At 72.5% G+C, this 20,032-nt stretch carries 18 protein-coding genes; 9 read left to right on the forward strand and 9 right to left on the reverse strand.

Features of this window, described 5'->3' with window-relative positions:
* Positions 1-50: 50 nt before the first annotated feature.
* The gene (locus ACZ6Y1_RS22980; RefSeq protein ID WP_469632748.1) at positions 51-392 is read right to left on the reverse strand and encodes a hypothetical protein; all 342 of its coding nucleotides are present in this window, start codon (positions 390-392) and stop codon (positions 51-53) included.
* 107 nt (positions 393-499) lie between these two features.
* Between ACZ6Y1_RS22980 and ACZ6Y1_RS22985 the strand changes: the two genes are divergently transcribed.
* Positions 500-817 carry a hypothetical protein gene (locus tag ACZ6Y1_RS22985; RefSeq protein WP_469632750.1) on the forward strand — a complete coding sequence of 106 codons (318 nt, stop codon included), beginning with the start codon at positions 500-502 and terminating at the stop codon, positions 815-817.
* A gap of 82 nt (positions 818-899) precedes the next feature.
* Here the strand turns inward: ACZ6Y1_RS22985 and hutH are convergent, their stop codons facing one another.
* The 5 genes from hutH to ACZ6Y1_RS23010 all read right to left on the reverse strand — a co-directional run bounded on the left by hutH (position 900) and on the right by ACZ6Y1_RS23010 (position 7,287).
* The gene (gene hutH, locus ACZ6Y1_RS22990) at positions 900-2,441 is read right to left on the reverse strand and encodes a histidine ammonia-lyase (protein ID WP_469633118.1); all 1,542 of its coding nucleotides are present in this window, start codon (positions 2,439-2,441) and stop codon (positions 900-902) included.
* A 156-nt stretch (positions 2,442-2,597) separates the two neighbouring features.
* Positions 2,598-3,713 (reverse strand): GGDEF domain-containing protein, encoded by a 1,116-nt coding sequence (locus ACZ6Y1_RS22995; protein ID WP_469632753.1) that lies wholly within the window; start codon positions 3,711-3,713, stop codon positions 2,598-2,600.
* Between the two features lie 98 nt (positions 3,714-3,811).
* Positions 3,812-4,612 (reverse strand): enoyl-CoA hydratase/isomerase family protein, encoded by an 801-nt coding sequence (locus ACZ6Y1_RS23000; protein ID WP_469632756.1) that lies wholly within the window; start codon positions 4,610-4,612, stop codon positions 3,812-3,814.
* Between the two features lie 478 nt (positions 4,613-5,090).
* Complete coding sequence (locus ACZ6Y1_RS23005) at positions 5,091-6,245, reverse strand: adenylate/guanylate cyclase domain-containing protein (RefSeq protein WP_469632760.1); 1,155 nt, start codon at positions 6,243-6,245, stop codon at positions 5,091-5,093.
* A gap of 178 nt (positions 6,246-6,423) precedes the next feature.
* Positions 6,424-7,287 carry a biotin--[acetyl-CoA-carboxylase] ligase gene (locus ACZ6Y1_RS23010; protein WP_469632763.1) on the reverse strand — a complete coding sequence of 288 codons (864 nt, stop codon included), beginning with the start codon at positions 7,285-7,287 and terminating at the stop codon, positions 6,424-6,426.
* 362 nt (positions 7,288-7,649) lie between these two features.
* On the opposite strand from ACZ6Y1_RS23010, the gene ACZ6Y1_RS23015 reads away from it, so the two are divergent.
* The 4 genes from ACZ6Y1_RS23015 (at position 7,650) to ACZ6Y1_RS23030 (ending at position 10,329) form a co-directional block, all read left to right on the forward strand.
* Positions 7,650-9,245, forward strand: coding sequence for an acyl-CoA carboxylase subunit beta (locus ACZ6Y1_RS23015; protein WP_469632765.1), 1,596 nt, complete (start codon positions 7,650-7,652; stop codon positions 9,243-9,245).
* 18 nt (positions 9,246-9,263) lie between these two features.
* The gene (locus tag ACZ6Y1_RS23020; RefSeq protein ID WP_469632768.1) at positions 9,264-9,473 is read left to right on the forward strand and encodes an acyl-CoA carboxylase epsilon subunit; all 210 of its coding nucleotides are present in this window, start codon (positions 9,264-9,266) and stop codon (positions 9,471-9,473) included.
* A gap of 81 nt (positions 9,474-9,554) precedes the next feature.
* A complete protein-coding gene (gene mmpB, locus ACZ6Y1_RS23025; protein WP_376661733.1) occupies positions 9,555-9,689 on the forward strand; it encodes a morphogenic membrane protein MmpB in 135 nt (44 codons plus the stop codon).
* Between the two features lie 22 nt (positions 9,690-9,711).
* Positions 9,712-10,329 (forward strand): Maf family protein, encoded by a 618-nt coding sequence (locus ACZ6Y1_RS23030; RefSeq protein WP_469632771.1) that lies wholly within the window; start codon positions 9,712-9,714, stop codon positions 10,327-10,329.
* Here the strand turns inward: ACZ6Y1_RS23030 and ACZ6Y1_RS23035 are convergent.
* Positions 10,310-10,756 carry a hypothetical protein gene (locus tag ACZ6Y1_RS23035; RefSeq protein WP_469632774.1) on the reverse strand — a complete coding sequence of 149 codons (447 nt, stop codon included), beginning with the start codon at positions 10,754-10,756 and terminating at the stop codon, positions 10,310-10,312. The genes ACZ6Y1_RS23030 and ACZ6Y1_RS23035 overlap by 20 nt on opposite strands.
* Before the next feature lie 374 nt (positions 10,757-11,130).
* Between ACZ6Y1_RS23035 and ACZ6Y1_RS23040 the strand changes: the two genes are divergently transcribed.
* A complete protein-coding gene (locus tag ACZ6Y1_RS23040) occupies positions 11,131-12,894 on the forward strand; it encodes an acetyl/propionyl/methylcrotonyl-CoA carboxylase subunit alpha (RefSeq protein WP_469632777.1) in 1,764 nt (587 codons plus the stop codon).
* Positions 12,895-13,170: 276 nt separating this feature from the next.
* Here the strand turns inward: ACZ6Y1_RS23040 and ACZ6Y1_RS23045 are convergent, their stop codons facing one another.
* On the reverse strand, positions 13,171-14,121 hold the full coding sequence (locus ACZ6Y1_RS23045) for a DeoR/GlpR family DNA-binding transcription regulator (protein WP_469632780.1): 951 nt from the start codon (positions 14,119-14,121) through the stop codon (positions 13,171-13,173).
* Between the two features lie 177 nt (positions 14,122-14,298).
* On the reverse strand, positions 14,299-15,738 hold the full coding sequence (locus ACZ6Y1_RS23050) for an NAD(P)H-quinone dehydrogenase (RefSeq protein WP_376662091.1): 1,440 nt from the start codon (positions 15,736-15,738) through the stop codon (positions 14,299-14,301).
* 239 nt (positions 15,739-15,977) lie between these two features.
* On the opposite strand from ACZ6Y1_RS23050, the gene ACZ6Y1_RS23055 reads away from it, so the two are divergent.
* The 3 genes from ACZ6Y1_RS23055 (at position 15,978) to ACZ6Y1_RS23065 (ending at position 19,070) form a co-directional block, all read left to right on the forward strand.
* Positions 15,978-16,415 (forward strand): gamma-glutamylcyclotransferase family protein, encoded by a 438-nt coding sequence (locus ACZ6Y1_RS23055; protein WP_469632783.1) that lies wholly within the window; start codon positions 15,978-15,980, stop codon positions 16,413-16,415.
* A gap of 143 nt (positions 16,416-16,558) precedes the next feature.
* Positions 16,559-17,365, forward strand: coding sequence for a purine-nucleoside phosphorylase (locus ACZ6Y1_RS23060; RefSeq protein ID WP_469632786.1), 807 nt, complete (start codon positions 16,559-16,561; stop codon positions 17,363-17,365).
* 58 nt (positions 17,366-17,423) lie between these two features.
* Positions 17,424-19,070 carry a phospho-sugar mutase gene (locus tag ACZ6Y1_RS23065; protein WP_469632789.1) on the forward strand — a complete coding sequence of 549 codons (1,647 nt, stop codon included), beginning with the start codon at positions 17,424-17,426 and terminating at the stop codon, positions 19,068-19,070.
* The last annotated feature ends 962 nt before the right edge of the window (positions 19,071-20,032 follow it).

The raw sequence follows: 20,032 nt of genomic DNA on the forward strand, positions 1-20,032 counted from the left end.
AACTCCGCGGATCGGTTCCACATTCCCTTCGGATGTGGGCAACCACACGGTCAGACGTTGTCGGGTTGTTCGTCGAAGTCCCCATCTTCCTCGTCGATGTCCCACTCCATGGACTCGGGGTCGTATTCGACGGGCTCGCTGCTCCAGGAGGCCTGCGCGAGCTCCACCCCCGGGATGTCCGCGACCAGGTCAGTGGGGTCGACGAGGTAGGCCAGGGCCTCCGATTCGTCCTCCCGTACGGCGGCTTCGGCGTGGCCGCGCTCCTCGTCCGGCATGAACTCGTCGGCCTCGATGTGGGCGAGCGCGGCTCCGGTCAGTGCCTGGGCGTCCGGCACCTCCAGCACCAGATCGACCCGAAGCCGTACATAGCGTGATGTCTCAGTGGGGTTCATACGACGGAGAGTAAGCCCGCGGAACCCCCGGCTTTCCCACGACCCGCCCCTTTCCGTAGCATCACCGCACACGGCCAATTCGCTGCTTCCACAAGGGGGATCGCACCGTGTCCGCACGCCGTCCGCTGCTCACCGCTCTCGGAGCGACCACCCTCCTCGGCGCCCTGTGGTTCGTGCCCTCCGCGGGCGCCGCCGCACCCGGGCCCGCGACGGGCCGCTCCGGCGCGCCGACCGCCGCCAACGCCCCTACCACCGCCCCGCCGGCCGCGCGCCGGGATTCCGCTACGGCTCCGCAGCTGGAGTCCGTCTCGCTCGCCGACACCGGCTCCGTCGACACCACGCCGTACCTCCTGGGCGGCACGCTGTTCCTCGGCGCCGGGGCCGGCTTCGTGGCCTTCTCCGTGCGCCGCTCCCGCACCTTCTGACCCGGCCCGCTCACGTACGCGAAGAGCCGCCCGGGCAACACCCGGGCGGCTCTCACGCTCGTCCTCGTACGCTCACGCGTCCTCAGGCCAGCGGACCGGTCTCCGTCTCCACGGCGGCGACGAGCGCGCCGCTGCGGACGAACGCGTCGGCGGCGGCCAGGTCCGGGGCGAGGAAACGATCCGGCCCGGGGCCCTGCACACCCGCCGCACGGGCGGCCGCGATCGCCGCCCGGCTGGCCGGGGCGGCGGTGAGCCCGTAACGCAGCTCGATGGCCCGGGTGGCCGCGTACAGCTCGATCGCGATGATCCGCGTCAGGTTGTCGACGGCGGTACGGAGCTTGCGCGCGGCCGACCAGCCCATCGAGACGTGGTCCTCCTGCATGGCGGAGGACGGGATCGAGTCGGCCGAGGCCGGCACCGCGAGCCGCTTCATCTCGCTGACCAGGGCGGCCTGCGTGTACTGGGCGATCATCAGACCGGAGTCCACGCCGGCGTCGTCCGCGAGGAACGGCGGCAGGCCGTGCGAGCGGTTCTTGTCGAGGAGCCGGTCGGTGCGCCGTTCGGCGATCGACCCCAGGTCCGCGGCGGCGATGGCCAGGAAGTCCAGGACGTAGGCCACTGGCGCGCCGTGGAAGTTGCCGTTCGACTCCACGCGCCCGTCGGGCAGCACGACCGGGTTGTCGACGGCGGAGGCGAGCTCGCGGGAGGCCACCAGGGCGGCGTGCGCCATGGTGTCGCGGCCGGCGCCGGCCACCTGCGGGGCGCAGCGCACGGAGTACGCGTCCTGCACGCGCGGGGCGGACTCCTCCTGGAAGTGCCCGGTGAGCCCGGAGCCCTTCAGTACGGCCAGCATGTTGGCGGCGGAGGCGCCCTGGCCGGGGTGCGGGCGGATGGCGTGCAGCTCGGGCCGGAGCACCTTCTCGGTGCCGAGCAGCGCCTCCAGGGTGAGCGCGGCGGTGATGTCGGCGGAGGTGTAGAGCTTGCGCAGGTCGGCGAGGGCCATGACGAGCATGCCGAGCATGCCGTCGGTGCCGTTGAGGAGGGCGAGGCCCTCCTTCTCGCGGAGCTCGACCGGCTCGATGCCGGCCTCGGCCAGCAGTTCGCCGGCGGGGCGGACGGTCCCGTCCGGGCCCTCCGCGTCGCCCTCGCCCATGAGCGCGAGCGCGCAGTGGGAGAGCGGCGCGAGGTCGCCGGAGCAGCCGAGGGAGCCGTACTCGTGGACGACGGGGGTGATGCCGGCGTTCAGCAGGTCGGCCATGGTCTGGGCGACGGAGGGCCGCACGCCGGTGTGGCCGGAGGCGACGGTCTTGAGCCGGAGGAACATCAGCGCCCGGACGACCTCCCGCTCGACGCGCGGGCCCATGCCGGCGGCGTGCGAGCGGACGATGTTGCGCTGGAGCTGGGCGCGCAGCTCGGGGCTGATGTGCCGGGAGGCGAGTGCACCGAAGCCGGTGGACACGCCGTAGACCGGCTCGGGCTTGGCGGCGAGGCCCTCGACGATCTCGCGGGCGCGGGCGAGCGCGTCGAGCGCCTCCGCGGACAGCTCGACGCGGGCGTTGCCCCGGGCTACGGCGATGACGTCCTCGGCGGTGGTCCCGGACGTCCCCACCACGACAGTGTGCATATCCATATTCAGCAGCGTACGGACTGAATCGCGCCATGTCACTAGTGACTTCCACCAGGACCCCTTACGGCCGCAGCCGGCGAAGTCCGGCCCCTCCGGTGTCTGAGGAGCGGGCTCCGGGGGCGGAGCCCCAGGGCCCGGGCGCGGCCCGGGGGGTTAGGGACGGCCCCGGAAGCGGCGGCGTTCGCCCGAGGCGGCCTCCGCGGCGGCGTCCGCCAGGGGGACCACCGCGGTGTCGCGCCCCGCGACGACCGGCTTCGCGGAGCGCGCCGCCTTCGCCTTGTACTGGGCGGCGTCCGCCAGCCGGAACAGCCGCCGGGAGGACTTCACCGGCCCGATCGGATCCCCGGTGGAGGCCACCCCGCACGCCACCCCCTCCCCGAGCTCCAGCTCCGCCGCCCGCGCGCACAGCTCGTCCGTGACCCGTACGACCTCGTCCGCGCTCGGCCCCACCCCCACGAGGCAGAACTCGTCCCCGCCCAGCCGCGCCGCCAGCGCGCCGGGGAGTATGGCCCCGCACAGGCTCAGCACCGACCCGAACCGCTCCAGCAGCCGGTCGCCCATCGCGTGGCCCAGGGTGTCGTTGACCTTCTTCAGCCCGTTCAGGTCGCACACGACGAGGCTCACCACCACCCCCGTGCGCCGGTGCTCCTCCAGCGCCTCGTCGAGCCGCATGTCGACGGCCCGCCGGTTCGCGAGACCGGTCAGCGGGTCCGTGAAGGCCAGGCGCCGGGCCTCCTCCAGCCGCTCGTTCTGGGCCAGCCCGGCCGCCACGACGGCCGCCAGTACGGTCGCGAACTCCGCGTCGTCCGCGTCGAAGCCGGGCAGCCCCTCGTCCCGGGCCACGTACAGCTCGCCCCAGGCCCGCCCGCTGAGGACGACGGGCGCGACCACGCAGGTCCCGCGCCCCCGGCGGCGCAGGGCGGCGCCCCGGCGCCCCGGGCGGTCGCCGGCTGCGCTCTCGACCCAGGCGTGGGGGCCGCCGCCGCCCGCCCAGCGTTCGTGCAGGAACTCGGTGATCTCGGGGAAGTCGTGCACGGGGTAGGACTCGTCCTCGGGGAACTCCTCCTCCCCCTCCCGCCGCTCCCCCTCGTTCACGAGCACCCGCAGGCGCCCCCGCTCCCGCTCCCACGCGGAGATCGCGGCGAACGACCCGTCCAGCGCCACCCGCGCGCCCCGCGCGGCCGCCCGCACACTGTCCCGCGGCGTCGAGGCCGCGGCCATCGCCTGAGCGAGGCCCACCACTGCTCGCAGCCGCCCGTCAACTCCCATCACCACAGGTTAGGGACTTTTGTCCGATTAGTAACAGTCGGCGCGACGTGAGGTGCCGGGAAGATCACGAACACTGGAGGGGCGCGGTCAGTCGGCTCTCACTCCCCCGGCCAGTTCGGCTTGCGCTTCTCGTTGAACGCCGCCACGCCCTCGGCCCGGTCCCCGGAGAAGGCCACCGTCCGCCAGGCCGCGTCCTCGATCTCCAGGCCCGCCGACAGGTCCATCCCGTGCCCCAGCCGCAGCGCCCGCTTGGCCGCGCGCAGGCCCACCGGGGAGTTCGCCGCCATCCGCGCACCCAGGGCGAGGGCCTCGGCCCTGTCGCTCCCGGCTTCGACGACCGAGTCCACCAGACCCAGCGACAGCGCCTCGGCCGCCTCCACCCGGCGCGCAGTGAAGATCAGCTCGGCCGCCCGCGCCGCCCCGACCCGGCGCGGCAGCAGCTGCGTACCGCCGCCGCCCGGGATCACGCCCACCGACACCTCGGGCAGGCCCACCACGGCCGTCTCGTCGGCCACGATCACGTCGCAGGCCAGGGCCAGCTCGAAGCCGCCGCCCAGCGCGAAGCCGTGCACGGCGGCGATCGTCGGCATCGGCAGCTCCAGCACGCCCCCGTACGCGCCGCGGGTGGTGGGGCGCTGGCGCACGAGCTCGGCGTCGGACAGCGAGTTGCGCTCCTTGAGGTCCGCGCCGACACAGAAGGCCCGCTCGGCGGTGGAGGTGAGCACGACGACCCGCACGGACGGGTCCGCCGCGAGGGCGGCGCAGGCCGCGCCGATGGACCGGGCCATCTCCGTGGACACGGCGTTCATCGCCTTGGGCCGGTCCATGGCGAGCTCCGCGACGTGCCCGTCGCCTTCCCGCCGTACCGCGACGAACTCTCCGAAGCGCTGCTCAGACATGCCTGCGACCCTCCCGGTTAACGAGCGTTATCACCGCACTGTAGTCCGCGTTCCCACCCCCTTCCAGCCCCACCGGCCCTCAAGGCGCGGGATCGACCCGGCCTCGCCGACGCCCGAGGCGCGGGCCCGATCCAGCCCCACCGGCGTCCGAGGGGCGGGGCCTATCCAGCCTCGCCGGCGTTTGAGGCGCGGGGTCTGGGGCGGAGCCCCAGGGAACGGTGGAAGGGCGGGTAGGGGACCGGCTCCGCGCAGCGGCACCCCGGCCCGGCCCGCCGGCATCGGCACCCCGGCCCGGCCCGCACGCAGGGACCGCCGGGCCCGGCCGCGCGCCGGGGCACCTCCTCGGGCGTCGAACCTGCAGAGGCACCGGCAAGCAGGGCGTGGTTGCGTTCGACGCCCTGCGGGGGCACCCCGCCGCACACCCGACCCCGCCGGCGCGCGGTAGGAGACCGGCACCCGCCACGCAGCCGGGGACGACTCAGCCCCGCGTCCGCGGCTTCCTGCGGCTCAGGGACCACGGCTCCACCACACCCAGCCCCCGCACCGGCCGCTGCCACATCGGCTGGAGCGCGAACCGGTAGGACCCGCCGCCCTCCTCGGCCTCGGCCTCCTTCTCCGAGACCGGCGCCGCCCCGGTGCGGCCCAGTTCCTCGGCCATCGCCCCGTCCACCAGCACCGCGTCCTTCGGCGCTATCGAGGTCAGCCGGCTCGCCAGGTTCACGGTGGTCCCGAAGACGTCGCCCATGCGGGTCGTCACCGTGCCGAAGGCGATCCCGACCCGCAGCTCCGGCATCTGCGGGTCGACTTCCATCGTCTCGATCAGCCGCAGCGCGATCTCCGCCGCCGTCGCGGCGTCGTCGGCGGCGTACAGGACCTCGTCACCGAGGGTCTTGATCAGCCGGCCGCCGTACGCGGCCACCAGGTCCGCCGAGGTCGTCTCGAAGGACTCGACCAGCTCGCCGAGCTCCTCCTCCTCCAGGCGCCGCGTCAGGCGGGTGAAGCCCACCAGGTCGGCGAAGCCCACCGCGAGGCGCCGGTCGACCATCTCCTCGTCGTCCGCCACCTGCACCACCCGCCCCGTCGCGGCCGCCAGCTGGCGCCGCCACACGTAGACGAGGAACTCCTCCAGCTCCGGCAGCAGCAGCTCGACCAGCGGGTACGTGACCTCCGTACGGGTCATCCCCGGCTCCGGCGGCTCCGTGAGCCCTTCCAGGAAGGAGTCGATCTGCCATTCGGCCAAGCGGGCGGTGGTCTGCCCGGTGGACCGCGCCACCTGCACCGCCATCGGCTCGGACAGCAACCCGGCCTCCACCAGACCGGCGAGCCGGCGCAGCGCCAGTACGTCCGCCTCGGTCAGGGCCTTGGCCTGACCGATGTCGGCGAAGCCCATGGCCCGCCAGAAGCGCGACGCCAGTTCCATCGACACGCCCGCGCTGCGGGCCGCCTGGAAGGGCGTGTACCGGCGCTCGGCGCCCAGGATCAGCTGTTCCAGCCGGATGGCGAGCGGATCCGCCGTCGGCTGGACCGTGTGGTCGACCTCGTGGTGCGGGGTGTGCTGGTCCCGCCCGATCGGGGTGCCGTGGCCCGAGGGCCCGGGGGCGGGCGCGCTGGACGTAGAGTCGTCGACGGTCAAGGGCCGCCTCCTGTCCATTCCGTACGCACTGCCCTGCCGAACCGGTGGTCACCACGAGTACCGGGATCGCCTAAACCATACGGCAGGTGTGCCGTAGCTCACTCCCCGGTCGGCGGGGAATTCCGCGCCACGGGCGCGAGCGGCCCGCGCCCGCGCCCGAGCGGGAAGAACCCCGAGGTCAGTGGACGGACCGGAGGTGCACCACATCACCCGCGGTGACCGCCTCGTGGCGGTCCTCGGAGGTGCGGATGACCAGGCGTCCCTCCGCGTCGACCGCTTCGGCCGTTCCGGTGAGGGTGCGCCCGCCCGGGAGCTCCGCCCGGACGTGTCGGCCGAGCGTCGCGCAGCCCGCCGCGTAGGTCTCCTGGAGCCCGCTGGCCGCCGGGTCGCCGCCGGCCGCGCGCCAGTTTCCGTACCACTGCTCCAGCGAGCGCAGTACGGCCCTCAGCAGCGGGTCCCGGTCGGTGACGGCCGCCTTGGCCAGTGCCAGCGAGCCGGCCTCCGGCACCGGCAGCTCGTCCTCGGTCAGCGTCACGTTGAGCCCGATGCCGATGACGACCCCGTCGGCGACCCGCTCGGCGAGGATCCCGGCGGTCTTGCGCTCCTCCCCCTCCACGGTGACGAGCAGGTCGTTGGGCCACTTGAGTGCGGTGTCCACGCCCGCCGCCCGGGACAGCCCCGTCGCGGTGGCCACCCCGGCGAGCAGGGTCAGCCACCCCCAGCGCTCCTGCGGCACCGCGTCGCCCGGCTTGAGCAGTACGGAGAAGAACAGCCCCGACCGGGCCGGCGCGACCCAGCTCCGGTCGAGCCGCCCGCGGCCCGCGGTCTGCTCCTCTGCGACGAGCACGGCCCCGTCGGCGAGCTGCGCCGCCCGGGCCGCGAGATCGGAGTTGGTCGACCCGGTGGCCGCGACGACCTCCAGGGAGGACCACAGCCCCCCGTCGGTGACGAGGGCCCGCCGCAGGGCCTCTGCGTTCAGCGGCGGCCGGTCGAGGCTCGACCAGCGTCCGCCGGGAGCTCCTGCTGATGCGTCTGACGGCATGATCGGACTCCAAATGTCACTGTGTGCAACCCGTTGACCCGAGATCGCGTTCGGATCTTGACCGACCCTAGCTTCCGGCCTGTAGGGAATTCTCCGGCAAAGCGGGCTTCCGCGTTCCGTTTCTACCTCGACGACACACGAGCGCCTCGTTCCGGGCCCCGGAGGAAGCGACACGAGGCCCCGGCCGGCGATGGCGGGATCGCCTTCCCCTAGGGAAGGGAGCGGGGCCAAGCAAGCCAATGCAGGTGTGTCAAACGCCGCACTGCCGAGCGCCATGCCCGCCGATACGCTACGCACCAGTAGCCAGCAGTAGTCAATCAATTGACCAGGCCGTTGACACCACGCAGGGAGCCGCGACCCCGATGCCAGAACCGTCAGAGCCGATCGACATGCACACCACCGCGGGCAAGATCGCGGATCTGCAGCGCCGTATCGAGGAAGCCACTCATGCCGGTTCCGCCCGTGCGGTGGAGAAGCAGCACGCCAAGGGCAAGCTGACGGCTCGTGAGCGAGTGGCCCTGCTGCTCGACGAAGGGTCCTTCGTCGAGCTCGACGAGCTCGCCCGGCACCGTTCCACCAACTTCGGGCTGGAGAAGACCCGTCCGTACGGCGACGGCGTCGTCACCGGCTACGGCACGGTGGACGGCCGCCCGGTGGCCGTGTTCTCGCAGGACTTCACCGTCTTCGGCGGGGCCCTCGGCGAGGTGTTCGGCCAGAAGATCATGAAGGTCATGGACTTCGCGCTGAAGACCGGCTGCCCGCTCGTCGGCATCAACGACTCCGGCGGCGCCCGCATCCAGGAAGGCGTCAGCGCGCTCGGCATGTACGGCGAGATCTTCCGCCGCAACGTGCACGCCTCCGGTGTCATCCCGCAGATCAGCCTGGTCGTCGGGCCCTGCGCCGGCGGCGCCGTCTACTCCCCCGCCATCACCGACTTCACGGTCATGGTCGACCAGACCTCGCACATGTTCATCACCGGCCCGGACGTCATCAAGACGGTCACCGGCGAGGACGTCGGCTTCGAGGAGCTCGGCGGGGCGCGGACCCACAACAGCACGTCCGGCGTCGCCCACCACATGGCGGGTGACGAGAAGGACGCCATCGAGTACGTGAAGTCCCTGCTCGCGTACCTGCCGTCGAACAACCTCTCCGAGCCGCCCGCCTTCCCCGAGGAGGCGGACACCGAGGTCAGCGACCTCGACCGCGAGCTGGACGTGCTGATCCCCGACAGTGCGAACCAGCCGTACGACATGCACACTGTGATTGAGCACGTGCTGGACGACGCGGAGTTCCTGGAGACCCAGTCGCTCTTCGCGCCGAACATCCTGACCGGCTTCGGCCGGGTCGAGGGCCACCCGGTGGGCATCGTCGCCAACCAGCCGATGCAGTTCGCCGGATGCCTGGACATCAACGCCTCCGAGAAGGCCGCGCGCTTCGTGCGGACCTGCGACGCCTTCAACATCCCGGTGCTGACGTTCGTCGACGTACCGGGCTTCCTCCCGGGCACGGACCAGGAGTACAACGGAATCATCCGGCGCGGCGCGAAGCTGATCTACGCCTACGCCGAGGCCACCGTCCCCCTGATCACCGTCATCACCCGCAAGGCCTTCGGCGGCGCCTACGACGTCATGGGCTCCAAGCACCTCGGCGCGGACCTCAACCTGGCCTGGCCGACCGCCCAGATCGCCGTCATGGGCGCGCAGGGCGCGGTGAACATCCTGCACCGCCGCACCATCGCCGAGGCGGAGGCCAACGGCGACGCGGAGGCGACCCGGGCCCGGCTGATCGCCGAGTACGAGGACACGCTGCTGAACCCGTACACGGCGGCCGAGCGCGGTTATATCGACGCGGTGACCATGCCGTCCGAGACCCGGGCGCACGTGGTGAAGGGACTGCGGCAGCTGCGCACCAAGCGGGAGTCCCTGCCGCCGAAGAAGCACGGGAACATCCCCCTCTAGGACCGGGAGGCAAGTCCAGTGGTCATCAAGGTCGTCAAGGGGAACCCCACCCCGGAGGAGCTGGCCGCCGCACTGGCGGTGGTCCAAGCGCGCGCGGCGGTGCTGGCTTCGGCACCGTCGGGCGCTCCCCGGGTCGCGGACGAATGGTCGCGGCCGGCCCGGGTGGCGCGCCGCCGCGTGCCGCACCCGGGGCCGCGCGCCTGGGGCCGTACGTACTGGCCCGCGTGAGCGGATCTGATGCGAAAGGACGGTGGCGCCTGAGTACCCGTACTCAGGCGCCCCGCCCGTCCGCGGGGCCAGGATCGGGGCATGCTCTGGTCCGACCCTGAGAACGAGCCGCCCAAGGACATGCGCGACGCGCAGGCGATGGTCCGGCGGATGACGGTGGTGCTGCTCCTCGCCATGCTCGTGGCGGTCTACGTCCTGGGCGTAGGACCTTTCTGAGGGCTGTCCCCGTCGGCCTACGATGGCGGGCATGACGACGCCTTCCCCCCGCCAGCTCGTGCTCGCCTCCGCCTCCCCCGCCCGTCTGAACCTGCTGCGGCAGGCGGGGCTCGCCCCGCACGTGATCGTCAGCGGTTTCGACGAGGACACCCTGAACCACGACGAGCCCGCGGCGCTGGCACTGGCGCTGGCCGAGGCCAAGGCGGCGGTCGTGGCGGGCCTGGACGAGGCCTCGGGCGCGCTGGTCATCGGCTGCGACTCGGTGCTGGAGCTGGACGGCGAGGCGCTGGGCAAGCCGGCGGACGCCGAGGAGGCCACCGCGCGCTGGAAGTCGATGCGCGGGCGGTCGGGCGTACTGCGCACCGGGCACTGCGTGATCGACACGGTGAGCGGCCGTCAGGTGTCGGCGACGGCCTCCACGACGGTCCACTTCGGCGAGCCGACGGACGCGGAGGTCGCGGCGTACGTGGCCAGCGGCGAGCCGCTGCACGTGGCGGGGGCGTTCACCCTGGACGGTCTGTCGTCGCCGTTCATCGAGGGCATCGACGGGGACCACGGCAACGTGATCGGGCTGTCCATGCCGATGCTGCGCTCGCTGCTGGGCGAACTGGGTGTATCCATCACGGATTTGTGGGCCTGAGCTCCCCGGGCGCCGCGCCCCGTCCGGCCTGCGGCGCCCGGTCCTCGTAGAGGAGCAGGGTCAGCACCAGCAGGCACAGGATCAGCATCATCGCCGCGAAGGCGGTCCAGCCGACCAGTACGACGGTGAGGATGCCGAGCACTCCGTGGGTGACGGCGGCGGCGACGATCACGATGCGCGCGAAGCGGCCGGGCCTCCGGTCGCGGATCGCGGCGGAGGCGGCGAACACCGCGCACAGCAGGAGGAAGGCGCCCATGCCCGCCCCCAGCCCGTAGGTTGCCTTGGACATGACATCCGGGTCGCTGCCCGCGATGGACATCGACTGGTTCTCCGTGGTCCGGCCCAACACGAGGTGGACGAGTACCAGCACTGCCGCTTCCGCGACCAGTACGATCGCGGCCAGTCCGGCCACGAGTCTGCGCAGCACCCCGCCCCCACCCCCACGCGTCACGAGCCCGTTCGACGCCTGGAGGCTACTAACGGGTAAACGTGCGGACAAGGGGTCCGGGCCGCTTCGTTACGCGAGTGCCCCGGCACAGCGATCAAGCAAAGAAAAGATGGACCGTTCGTAGGGACTCGACAAAGAATCACCCGGGGCGGCTGACCCGCAGGACAGAGACCTCGGCTACTCGACGGGGTTACTGTGCAGTCGGGGATCCCCCTGACCTGGGGCGCCACAAGGGTTCTCCAGCGGGACGCTGCTCGCATCACACTCTGTGTGGGCAAGCTCACCACTGGGGAAGGGTCGAAAGGCCGTGTGGGCTGTCCCTAAACTCAGCTTGTTTCAAGGAGGGAGCCATCGTGCGCAAGGTGCTCATCGCCAACCGTGGCGAAATCGCTGTCCGCGTTGCCCGGGCCTGCCGGGACGCCGGGATCGCGAGCGTAGCCGTCTACGCCGATCCGGACCGGGACGCTCTGCACGTCCGCGCGGCCGACGAAGCGTTCGCGTTGGGCGGTGACACCCCGGCCGCGAGCTACCTGGACATCTCCAAGGTCCTGCAGGCCGCCGCCGACTCCGGTGCGGACGCCATCCACCCGGGCTACGGATTCCTGTCCGAGAACGCCGACTTCGCGCAGGCCGTCATCGACGCGGGCCTGACCTGGATCGGCCCGCCCCCGCAGGCCATCCGCGACCTCGGCGACAAGGTCGCCGCCCGCCACATCGCCCAGCGCGCCGGCGCCCCGCTCGTCGCGGGCACCCCGGACCCGGTCTCGGGTGCCGAGGAGGTCGTGGCGTTCGCCAAGGAACACGGCCTGCCCATCGCGATCAAGGCCGCCTTCGGCGGCGGCGGACGCGGCCTGAAGGTCGCCCGCACCCTCGAGGAGATCCCCGAGCTCTACGACTCCGCCGTCCGCGAGGCGGTGGCCGCGTTCGGCCGCGGAGAGTGCTTCGTCGAGCGCTACCTCGACAAGCCGCGCCACGTCGAGACCCAGTGCCTGGCCGACTCCCACGGCAACGTGGTCGTCGTCTCCACCCGCGACTGCTCGCTCCAGCGCCGCCACCAGAAGCTCGTCGAGGAGGCGCCCGCGCCGTTCCTGAGCGACGCTCAGAACGCCGAGCTGTACGCCGCCTCCAAGGCCATCCTGAAGGAAGCCGGCTACGTCGGCGCCGGCACGGTGGAGTTCCTGGTCTCCGCGGACGGCCTGATCTCCTTCCTGGAGGTCAACACCCGCCTGCAGGTCGAGCACCCCGTCACCGAAGAGGTCGCCGGCATCGACCTGGTGCGCGAGATGTTCCGCATCGCCGACGGCGAGGAGCTCGGCTACGGCGACCCGGTCCTGCGCGGTCACTCCTTCGAGTTCCGCATCAACGGCGAGGACCCGGGCCGCGGCTTCCTCCCGGCCCCGGGAACGGTCACCAAGTTCTCCCCGCCCACCGGCCCCGGCGTCCGCCTGGACACCGGCGTGGAGTCCGGCAGCGTCATCGGCCCCGCCTGGGACTCCCTGCTCGCGAAGCTGATCGTCACCGGCGCCACCCGCGAGCAGGCCCTGCAGCGCGCGGCGCGCGCCCTGGCGGAGTTCGAGGTCGAGGGCATGGCCACGGCCATCCCGTTCCACCGCGCGGTCGTCACCGACCCCGCGTTCGCGCCGACCGACGGCAACCCGTTCACGGTCTACACCCGCTGGATCGAGACCGAGTTCGTCAACGAGATCCCGGCGTTCACGGCCCCGGCCGCGGAGGACACCGAGGACGAGCCGGGCCGCGAGACGGTGGTCGTCGAGGTCGGCGGCAAGCGCCTCGAGGTCTCCCTGCCGTCGTCCCTGGGCATGACCCTGGCCCGCACGGCCGCCGCGGGCGGAGCCAAGCCCAAGCGCCGCGCGGCCAAGAAGTCCGGCCCGGCCGCCTCCGGCGACACCCTCGCGTCCCCGATGCAGGGCACGATCGTCAAGGTCGCCGTCGAGGAGGGCCAGCGCGTCGAGGAGGGCGAGCTGATCGTCGTACTCGAAGCCATGAAGATGGAGCAGCCGCTGAACGCGCACCGCTCGGGCACCATCGTCGGCCTGACGGCCGAGGTCGGCGCGTCCCTCACCTCGGGCGCGACGATCTGCGAGATCAAGGACTGACGCCCTTGGCCCACGGGTGAGGCCCGGGACCCCTTCGGGGGTGCCGGGCCTCACCCGTGCTCGGACACCGCCGTACGCAAGCGCGCCACCCCTCCGGGGGCTCCGCCCCGCGCCCCCCGCGCCTCAAACGCCGGTGAGGCCGGGACATGCCGCAACGCGGCCGGCTCCAGCCCTGCAGGGGCAAGCCCAGCGCCTCGCGGCGATTGAGGCGCGGGGTCCGGGGCAGAGCCCCGGCAGCGAGGCCGCACCCGCGACCCGGGGCCGGTCACACCGCGGCTAGCGGCGCCGCATGTCCGCCACCCGTGCCCGCTCCGTCCCCGGCTGGGGTTCCGGGAGCAGGCCCGCCGTGCGGAGCTGGGCCGTCGGGCCGCCGCGGCGCTGGACCGGGAGGGGGGACTCCCGGCGGGGGCGGCGCGTCGGCATGCCGTCCACCGGGGCCCCCGCGGAGGCGCCCGCCACCGTGATCTGGACCCCCTGGTCCGCCAGGGCCTGGAGTTCCGTGGCCGCCCGGTCGTCGTGCGGCGGGGGCTCGTCCGTCACCAGGCGGGTCATCACGTCCGTCGGCACCGTCTGGAACATGGTGTCGGTGCCCAGCTTGGTGTGGTCCGCGAGGACCACCACCTCCGACGCCGCCTGGACCAGCGCGCGGTCCACGCTCGCCGACAGCATGTTGGAGGTGGAGAGGCCGCGCTCCGCCGTCAGGCCGCTGCCCGACAGGAAGGCGCGGGAGACCCGCAGGCCCTGCAGCGACTGTTCCGCACCACTGCCGACCAGCGCGTAGTTGGAGCCGCGCAGGGTGCCGCCGGTCATGACGACCTCCACCCGGTTGGCGTGCGCCAGCGCCTGGGCGACGAGCAGCGAGTTGGTCACGACGGTGAGGCCGGGCACCCGCGCGAGCCGGCGGGCCAGCTCCTGGGTCGTGGTGCCCGCTCCGACGACGACGGCCTCGCCCTCTTCGACGAGGGAGGCCGCGACATCGGCGATGGCGGTCTTCTCCGCCGTCGCGAGATGGGACTTTTGCGGGAAGCCGGATTCACGGGTGAAACCGCCCGGCAGCACCGCACCGCCGTGCCGGCGGTCGAGGAGTCCTTCTGCCTCCAGTGCCCGCACGTCCCGCCGTACGGTCACTTCGGAGGTCTGGACGACGCGGGCGAGCTCCCGGAGCGACACCGCTCCGTTGGCCCGCACCATTTCGAGGATCAATTGGCGACGTTCTGCAGCGAACACGAAACTGACAGTAACCCCAACGACCGTCTGGTTTCAGCTCCTTGCGCCGGAATACCGAAGTTGTCCATATGGCGGGGCGACTAGTGGTATACGCAGCCCGAGACTTGGGTGAACGTCCGGCCACGCCACTGCGCCCCGCCCTCAACTTCCCTGTGGTGTGCGGTGGTTGGAGGCGAATCAGGCCTCCCCGGCGGCCTTCCGCGTGTGCAGCTGGCGGGCCACCTCGGCGATCGACCCCGACAACGAGGGGTACACCGTGAACGCGTTTGCGATCTGCTCGACCGTCAGGTTGTTGTCGACCGCGATCGAGATCGGGTGGATCAGCTCGCTGGCGCGCGGCGAGACGACCACGCCGCCCACCACGATCCCGGTGCCCGGACGGCAGAACAGCTTCACGAAGCCGTCCCGGATGCCCTGCATCTTCGCGCGCGGGTTGCGCAGCAGCGGGAGCTTGACGACCCGGGCGTCGATCTTGCCGGCGTCCACGTCCGCCTGCGTGTAGCCGACGGTGGCGATCTCGGGGTCGGTGAAGACGTTCGAGGAGACCGTCTTCAGGTTCAGCGGGGCCACCGCGTCGCCGAGGAAGTGGTACATCGCGATGCGGCCCTGCATGGCGGCGACGGAGGCCAGCGCGAAGATGCCGGTCACGTCGCCCGCCGCGTACACGCCGGGCGAGGAGGTGCGGGACACCTTGTCGGTCCAGATGTGACCGGACTCCTTGAGCCGGACCCCGGACTCCTCCAGGTTCATGTCCTTGGTGTTCGGGATCGCGCCGACGGCCATCAGGCAGTGCGTGCCGGTCAGCACGCGGCCGTCCGAGAGGGTGACCTCGACGCGGTCGCCCACCCGCTTGGCGGACTCGGCGCGGGAGCGTCCGACGACGTTCATGCCGCGGCGGCGGAAGACGTCCTCCAGCACGGCGGCCGCGTCGGGGTCCTCGCCCGGCAGCACCCGGTCGCGCGAGGACACCAGGGTCACCCGGGAGCCGAGGGCCTGGTACGCACCGGCGAACTCGGCGCCGGTGACGCCGGAACCGACCACGATGAGCTCCTCGGGGAGCTCCTCCAGGTCGTAGACCTGGGTCCAGTTCAGGATGCGCTCCCCGTCGGGCATCGCGTCGGGGATCTCGCGCGGGGTGCCGCCGGTCGCGATCAGTACGGCGTCGGCGGTCAGGATCGTCTCGGTGCCGTCGGCGGCGGTGACGATGACGTCCCGCGTGCCGTCGATGCCCTGCGGGCCGCCGAGCTTGCCGCGGCCGCGGATGACGCGGGCGCCGGCCCGGGTGACGGAGGCGGTGATGTCGTGGGACTGGGCGAGCGCGAGGCGCTTGACGCGCCGGTTCACCTTGCCGAGGTCGACGCCGACGACCCGCGCGGCCTGCTCCAGCGGCGGGGTGTCGTCCGCGACGACGATGCCGAGCTCCTCGTACGACGAGTCGAAGGTCGTCATGACCTCGGCGGTCGCGATGAGCGTCTTGGAGGGCACGCAGTCGGTCAGGACCGACGCCCCTCCCAGACCGTCGCAGTCCACGACGGTCACCTCCGCACCGAGTTGGGCGCCCACCAGGGCTGCCTCATACCCGCCGGGTCCGCCGCCGATGATCACGATCCGGGTCACGAAAAGTCCGCCTCACGTCTACCCGGCCGGCTGCCGCCCCGGCCGGTGTTCCGGGGGGTCTCCCCGGGGGATGCATTCCGTGCTCCATTGTCCCGCACGCATCAAGGTGCTTCGCGCCCGGTCCCTCTCCGGGACTCCATCCGGGGTACCCCCGCGCCGCGACGGGCCCGGGCAGCGGTACCCCGCCGGGACGGCAGCCGGAACGCGTCCACCGGCGCCCCTCCCGTACCCTCGGACTCATGTCGCTCTACGCCGCGTACGCCGGCAACCTCGACCCGCGGCTGATGACGCGCCGCGCCCCGCATTCGCCGCTGCGCGGCACGGGCTGGATCAACGGCTGGCGGCTGACCTTCGGCGGCGAGCAGATGGGCTGGGAGGGCGCACTCGCCACGATCGTGGAGGCGCCGCGCCAGCAGGTCTTCGTGGCCCTGTACGACATCGCCCCGCTGGACGAGGACTCGATGGACCGCTGGGAGGGTGTCGGCCTCGACATCTACCGCCGCATGCGCATCCGCGTCCACACACTGGACGGCGAGGAGGCCGCCTGGTGCTACGTCCTCAACGGGTACGAGGGCGGACTGCCCTCCGCCCGCTACCTGGGCGAGATCGCCGACGCGGCCGAGTCCGCGGGCGCCCCCCACGACTACGTGATGGAACTCCGCAAGCGCCCCTGCTGACGCCCCTGCCCGCGCCTCCCCCCTCCTGACCAGGCACGCAGGGCCACCCGGGGACGATTCGGCGGAAACGACAAGGCAACGATCCGAACACCGTGAGCTGTGCCATCTACGCGCGTAGGCCGGAAGCGGCTACGCTCGTCAGCGTGAACGCATCTGTTACCGACCCCTTCGCCGCCGCCGACGCCGCCGCCGCCCGCCTGAGCGAGCTCACCGGCGTCGAATCCCACGATGTCGCCCTCGTCATGGGCTCCGGCTGGGCCCCCGCCGCCGAGGCCCTGGGCGCGCCCGAGGCCGAATTCCCGGTCACCGAGCTGCCCGGCTTCCCGCCGCCCGCCGTCGAGGGCCACGGCGGCAAGATCCGCTCGTACAAGATCGGCGACAAGCGCGCGCTGCTCTTCCTCGGCCGGACCCACTACTACGAGGGCCGCGGCGTCGCCGCCGTCGCCCACGGCGTCCGCACGGCCGTCGCGGCCGGCTGCAAGACCGTCGTCCTGACCAACGGCTGCGGCGGCCTGCGCGAGGGCATGAAGCCCGGCCAGCCGGTCCTGATCAGCGACCACCTGAACCTCACGGCCACCTCGCCGATCGTCGGCGCGAACTTCGTGGACCTCACCGACCTCTACTCGCCGCGCCTGCGCGCGATGTGCAAGGAGATCGACGAGACCCTCGAAGAGGGCGTCTACGTCCAGTTCCCCGGCCCGCACTACGAGACCCCGGCCGAGATCAACATGATCCGCGTCATGGGCGCCGACCTGGTCGGCATGTCCACCGTGCTGGAGGCCATCGCCGCCCGTGAGGCCGGCGCCGAGGTGCTCGGCATCTCCCTGGTCACCAACCTGGCGGCGGGCCTGTCCGGCGAGCCGCTGAACCACGAAGAGGTCCTCCAGGCCGGCCGCGACTCGGCCGCCCGCATGGGCACGCTCCTCACGCAGGTCCTCGCCCGCATCTGATCGACTGGTCGACGTACGAGGCAGACCACGGAAGGTCACGAGAGGTAAGGCGGAAGCAGTGCAGGAACAGGACGACCTGATCACCCGGGCCCAGGCCTGGCTGGCGGAGGACCCGGACCCGGAGACCGCGGCCGAACTCGCCGCGCTCATCGAGGCGGGCGACACCGCGGAGCTCGCGGACCGGTTCTCCGGCACCCTGCAGTTCGGCACGGCCGGGCTGCGCGGTGAGATCGGCGCGGGTCCGATGCGGATGAACCGCTCGGTGGTCATCCGGGCCGCGGCGGGCCTCGCGGCCTACCTGAAGGCACAGGGCCACGACGGCGGCCTCGTCGTCGTCGGCTACGACGCCCGCTACAAGTCCGAGGACTTCGCGCGCGACACCGCGGCCGTGATGACCGGCGCCGGGCTGCGTGCGGCCATCCTGCCCCGCCCGCTGCCGACGCCCGTCCTCGCGTACGCCATAAGGCACCTGGGCGCCGTCGCCGGCGTCGAGGTCACCGCGAGCCACAACCCGCCCCGGGACAACGGCTACAAGGTCTACCTCGGCGACGGCTCTCAGATCGTCTCCCCCGCGGACGCCGAGATCGCGGGCCACATCGCCCGCGTGACGACGCTCGACTCGGTCGACCGCCCCAAGGACGGCTGGCTGCAGCTCGACGAAGAGGTCCTGGAGGCCTACCTGGCCCGCACGGACGCCGTCCTGACCCCCGGCTCCCCCCGGGGCGTGCGGACCGTCTACACGGCCATGCACGGCGTCGGCAAGGAGGTCGTCCTCGCGGCCTTCGCCCGCGCCGGCTTCCCCGACCCGGTCCTCGTGGCCGAGCAGGCCGAGCCCGACCCTGCCTTCCCCACCGTCGCCTTCCCCAACCCGGAGGAACCGGGCGCGATGGACCTGGCCTTTGCGAAGGCCGCAGAGGTCGGCCCGGACATCGTGATCGCCAACGACCCGGACGCCGACCGCTGCGCGGTGGCCGTCCCGGACAACGGCGGCTGGCGCATGCTGCGCGGCGACGAGGTCGGCGCGCTCCTGGCGTCCCACCTGGTCCACAAGGGCGCGCAGGGCACGTTCGCGGAGTCGATCGTCTCCTCCTCCCTGCTCGGCCGTATCGCGGAGGCCGCGGGCCTGCCGTACGAGGAGACCCTCACGGGCTTCAAGTGGATCTCCCGCGTGGAGGGCCTGCGCTACGGCTACGAGGAGGCCCTCGGCTACTGCGTGGACCCCGAGGGGGTCCGCGACAAGGACGGCATCACGGCCGCGCTGCTCGTCGCCGAGCTGGCCTCGGAGCTCAAGGAGCAGGGCCGCACCCTGACCGACCTGCTGGACGACCTGGCCATGGCCCACGGCCTGCACGCCACCGACCAGCTCTCGGTCCGCGTCTCGGACCTGTCGGTCATCGCCTCGGCGATGGCGGCCCTGCGCGCCGAGCCGCCGACGTCCCTGGCGGGCCTGCGGGTCGTCTCGGCGGAGGACCTCGCGGTCGGCTCGCCGGCCCTTCCGCCGACCGACGGCCTGCGTTACTACCTCGAGGGCGACTACAAGGCCCGCGTGATCGTCCGCCCGTCGGGCACGGAGCCGAAGCTGAAGTGCTACCTGGAGGTGGTCGTCCCGGTGGCCGAGGCCTCCGACCTCGCCCCGTCCCGCACCCGCGGCCAGGAAGTCCTGGACGCCATCAAGAAGGACCTGGCGGCAGCAGCGGGCATCTGACCCTGCCCGCAAGCCCCAACAGCGGCCCCCTGAGCCTTCGGACTCGGGGGGCCGTTGGCGTGGGGGGCGTCGGCGGGGGGCGTCGGCGGGGGGCGGGCGTACGCCGCCCATCGCGCGGCCCGCCCATCACCCCCTCGACCCCGCGCCCCGGATCGGCGCCTGCCCACCCACCCCCCGGTGCGGGGTGGTGGCCCGGCGGCCCTCACCGGGCCGGAGGCGAACAGCCGACCGGCACCGGGCGACGGCGGTGCCCCGCCCGGTCGGCAGCGAGGAAGGGTTGGGGGTTTCCCGTCAGTCCCATCGTCCTTCCGCGTCGGGCCGGCCTGTCAAGGGCGCTCCTTCGTCGCGTCGCTTCGCGATGTCGCTGCGCTCCACCCTTGACAGGCCGTCCCGCCACGGAAAGACAAGGACTGTCGGGAAACCCCCAAAAGAACGGGCCGGGCGGAAGAGGCCATAAGCGGCCCAGCCAGAGATGCGCGAGGCGGTCGAGGTGGGGGCGCGCTCCCCCTCGGGCCGTCTGTCCGGGCCTCGGGGCCGGGCAGACGGCCGAGACCCCTCCCCACCTCGGCCACAAGAGCCTGACCGGCAGGAAGGGCGCGTCAAATCGCTACGCGCTCCTCACGTCTCGGCGTCTGACCCCCGTCCGGGGCTGGTCACGCCCCAGATCGCTACGCGCTCCTCTTCGACGGCGTCCGACGACCGCCTGGGGCCGGACATAGGCCGCAAAAGGCCCCTTCAGGCCCTCAATGACGGCGCCTGCGAGCAGCCTTGGGTGGAAAACGCCCCAAACAGCGGCCAGACCGAGGTGTACTCGGGTCAGACACCCGAGTGCACGGAAAGACCCATCGAAATGCCCCAATTGAGGCGATATGGGGATGGGTTTGCGGTGACGGCCTCGCCCTGTGGCGGATTCAGCTCGGCCAGGCCGAGGTTCCTCCCTGCTGCCCCCTTCCCGGGCCCCT

It is taken from the genome of Streptomyces sp. NPDC053432, from assembly GCF_055585365.1.

Coding starts and splice junctions, on each gene's coding strand:
- ACZ6Y1_RS22980 (WP_469632748.1), bottom strand. CDS start 392: ATGAACCCCACTGAGACATCACGCTATGTACGGCTTCGGGTCGATCTG.
- hutH (WP_469633118.1), bottom strand. CDS start 2,441: ATGCACACTGTCGTGGTGGGGACGTCCGGGACCACCGCCGAGGACGTC.
- ACZ6Y1_RS22995 (WP_469632753.1), bottom strand. CDS start 3,713: ATGGGAGTTGACGGGCGGCTGCGAGCAGTGGTGGGCCTCGCTCAGGCG.
- ACZ6Y1_RS23000 (WP_469632756.1), bottom strand. CDS start 4,612: ATGTCTGAGCAGCGCTTCGGAGAGTTCGTCGCGGTACGGCGGGAAGGC.
- ACZ6Y1_RS23010 (WP_469632763.1), bottom strand. CDS start 7,287: ATGCCGTCAGACGCATCAGCAGGAGCTCCCGGCGGACGCTGGTCGAGC.
- ACZ6Y1_RS23015 (WP_469632765.1), top strand. CDS start 7,650: ATGCCAGAACCGTCAGAGCCGATCGACATGCACACCACCGCGGGCAAG.
- mmpB (WP_376661733.1), top strand. CDS start 9,555: ATGCTCTGGTCCGACCCTGAGAACGAGCCGCCCAAGGACATGCGCGAC.
- ACZ6Y1_RS23030 (WP_469632771.1), top strand. CDS start 9,712: ATGGCGGGCATGACGACGCCTTCCCCCCGCCAGCTCGTGCTCGCCTCC.
- ACZ6Y1_RS23055 (WP_469632783.1), top strand. CDS start 15,978: ATGTCGCTCTACGCCGCGTACGCCGGCAACCTCGACCCGCGGCTGATG.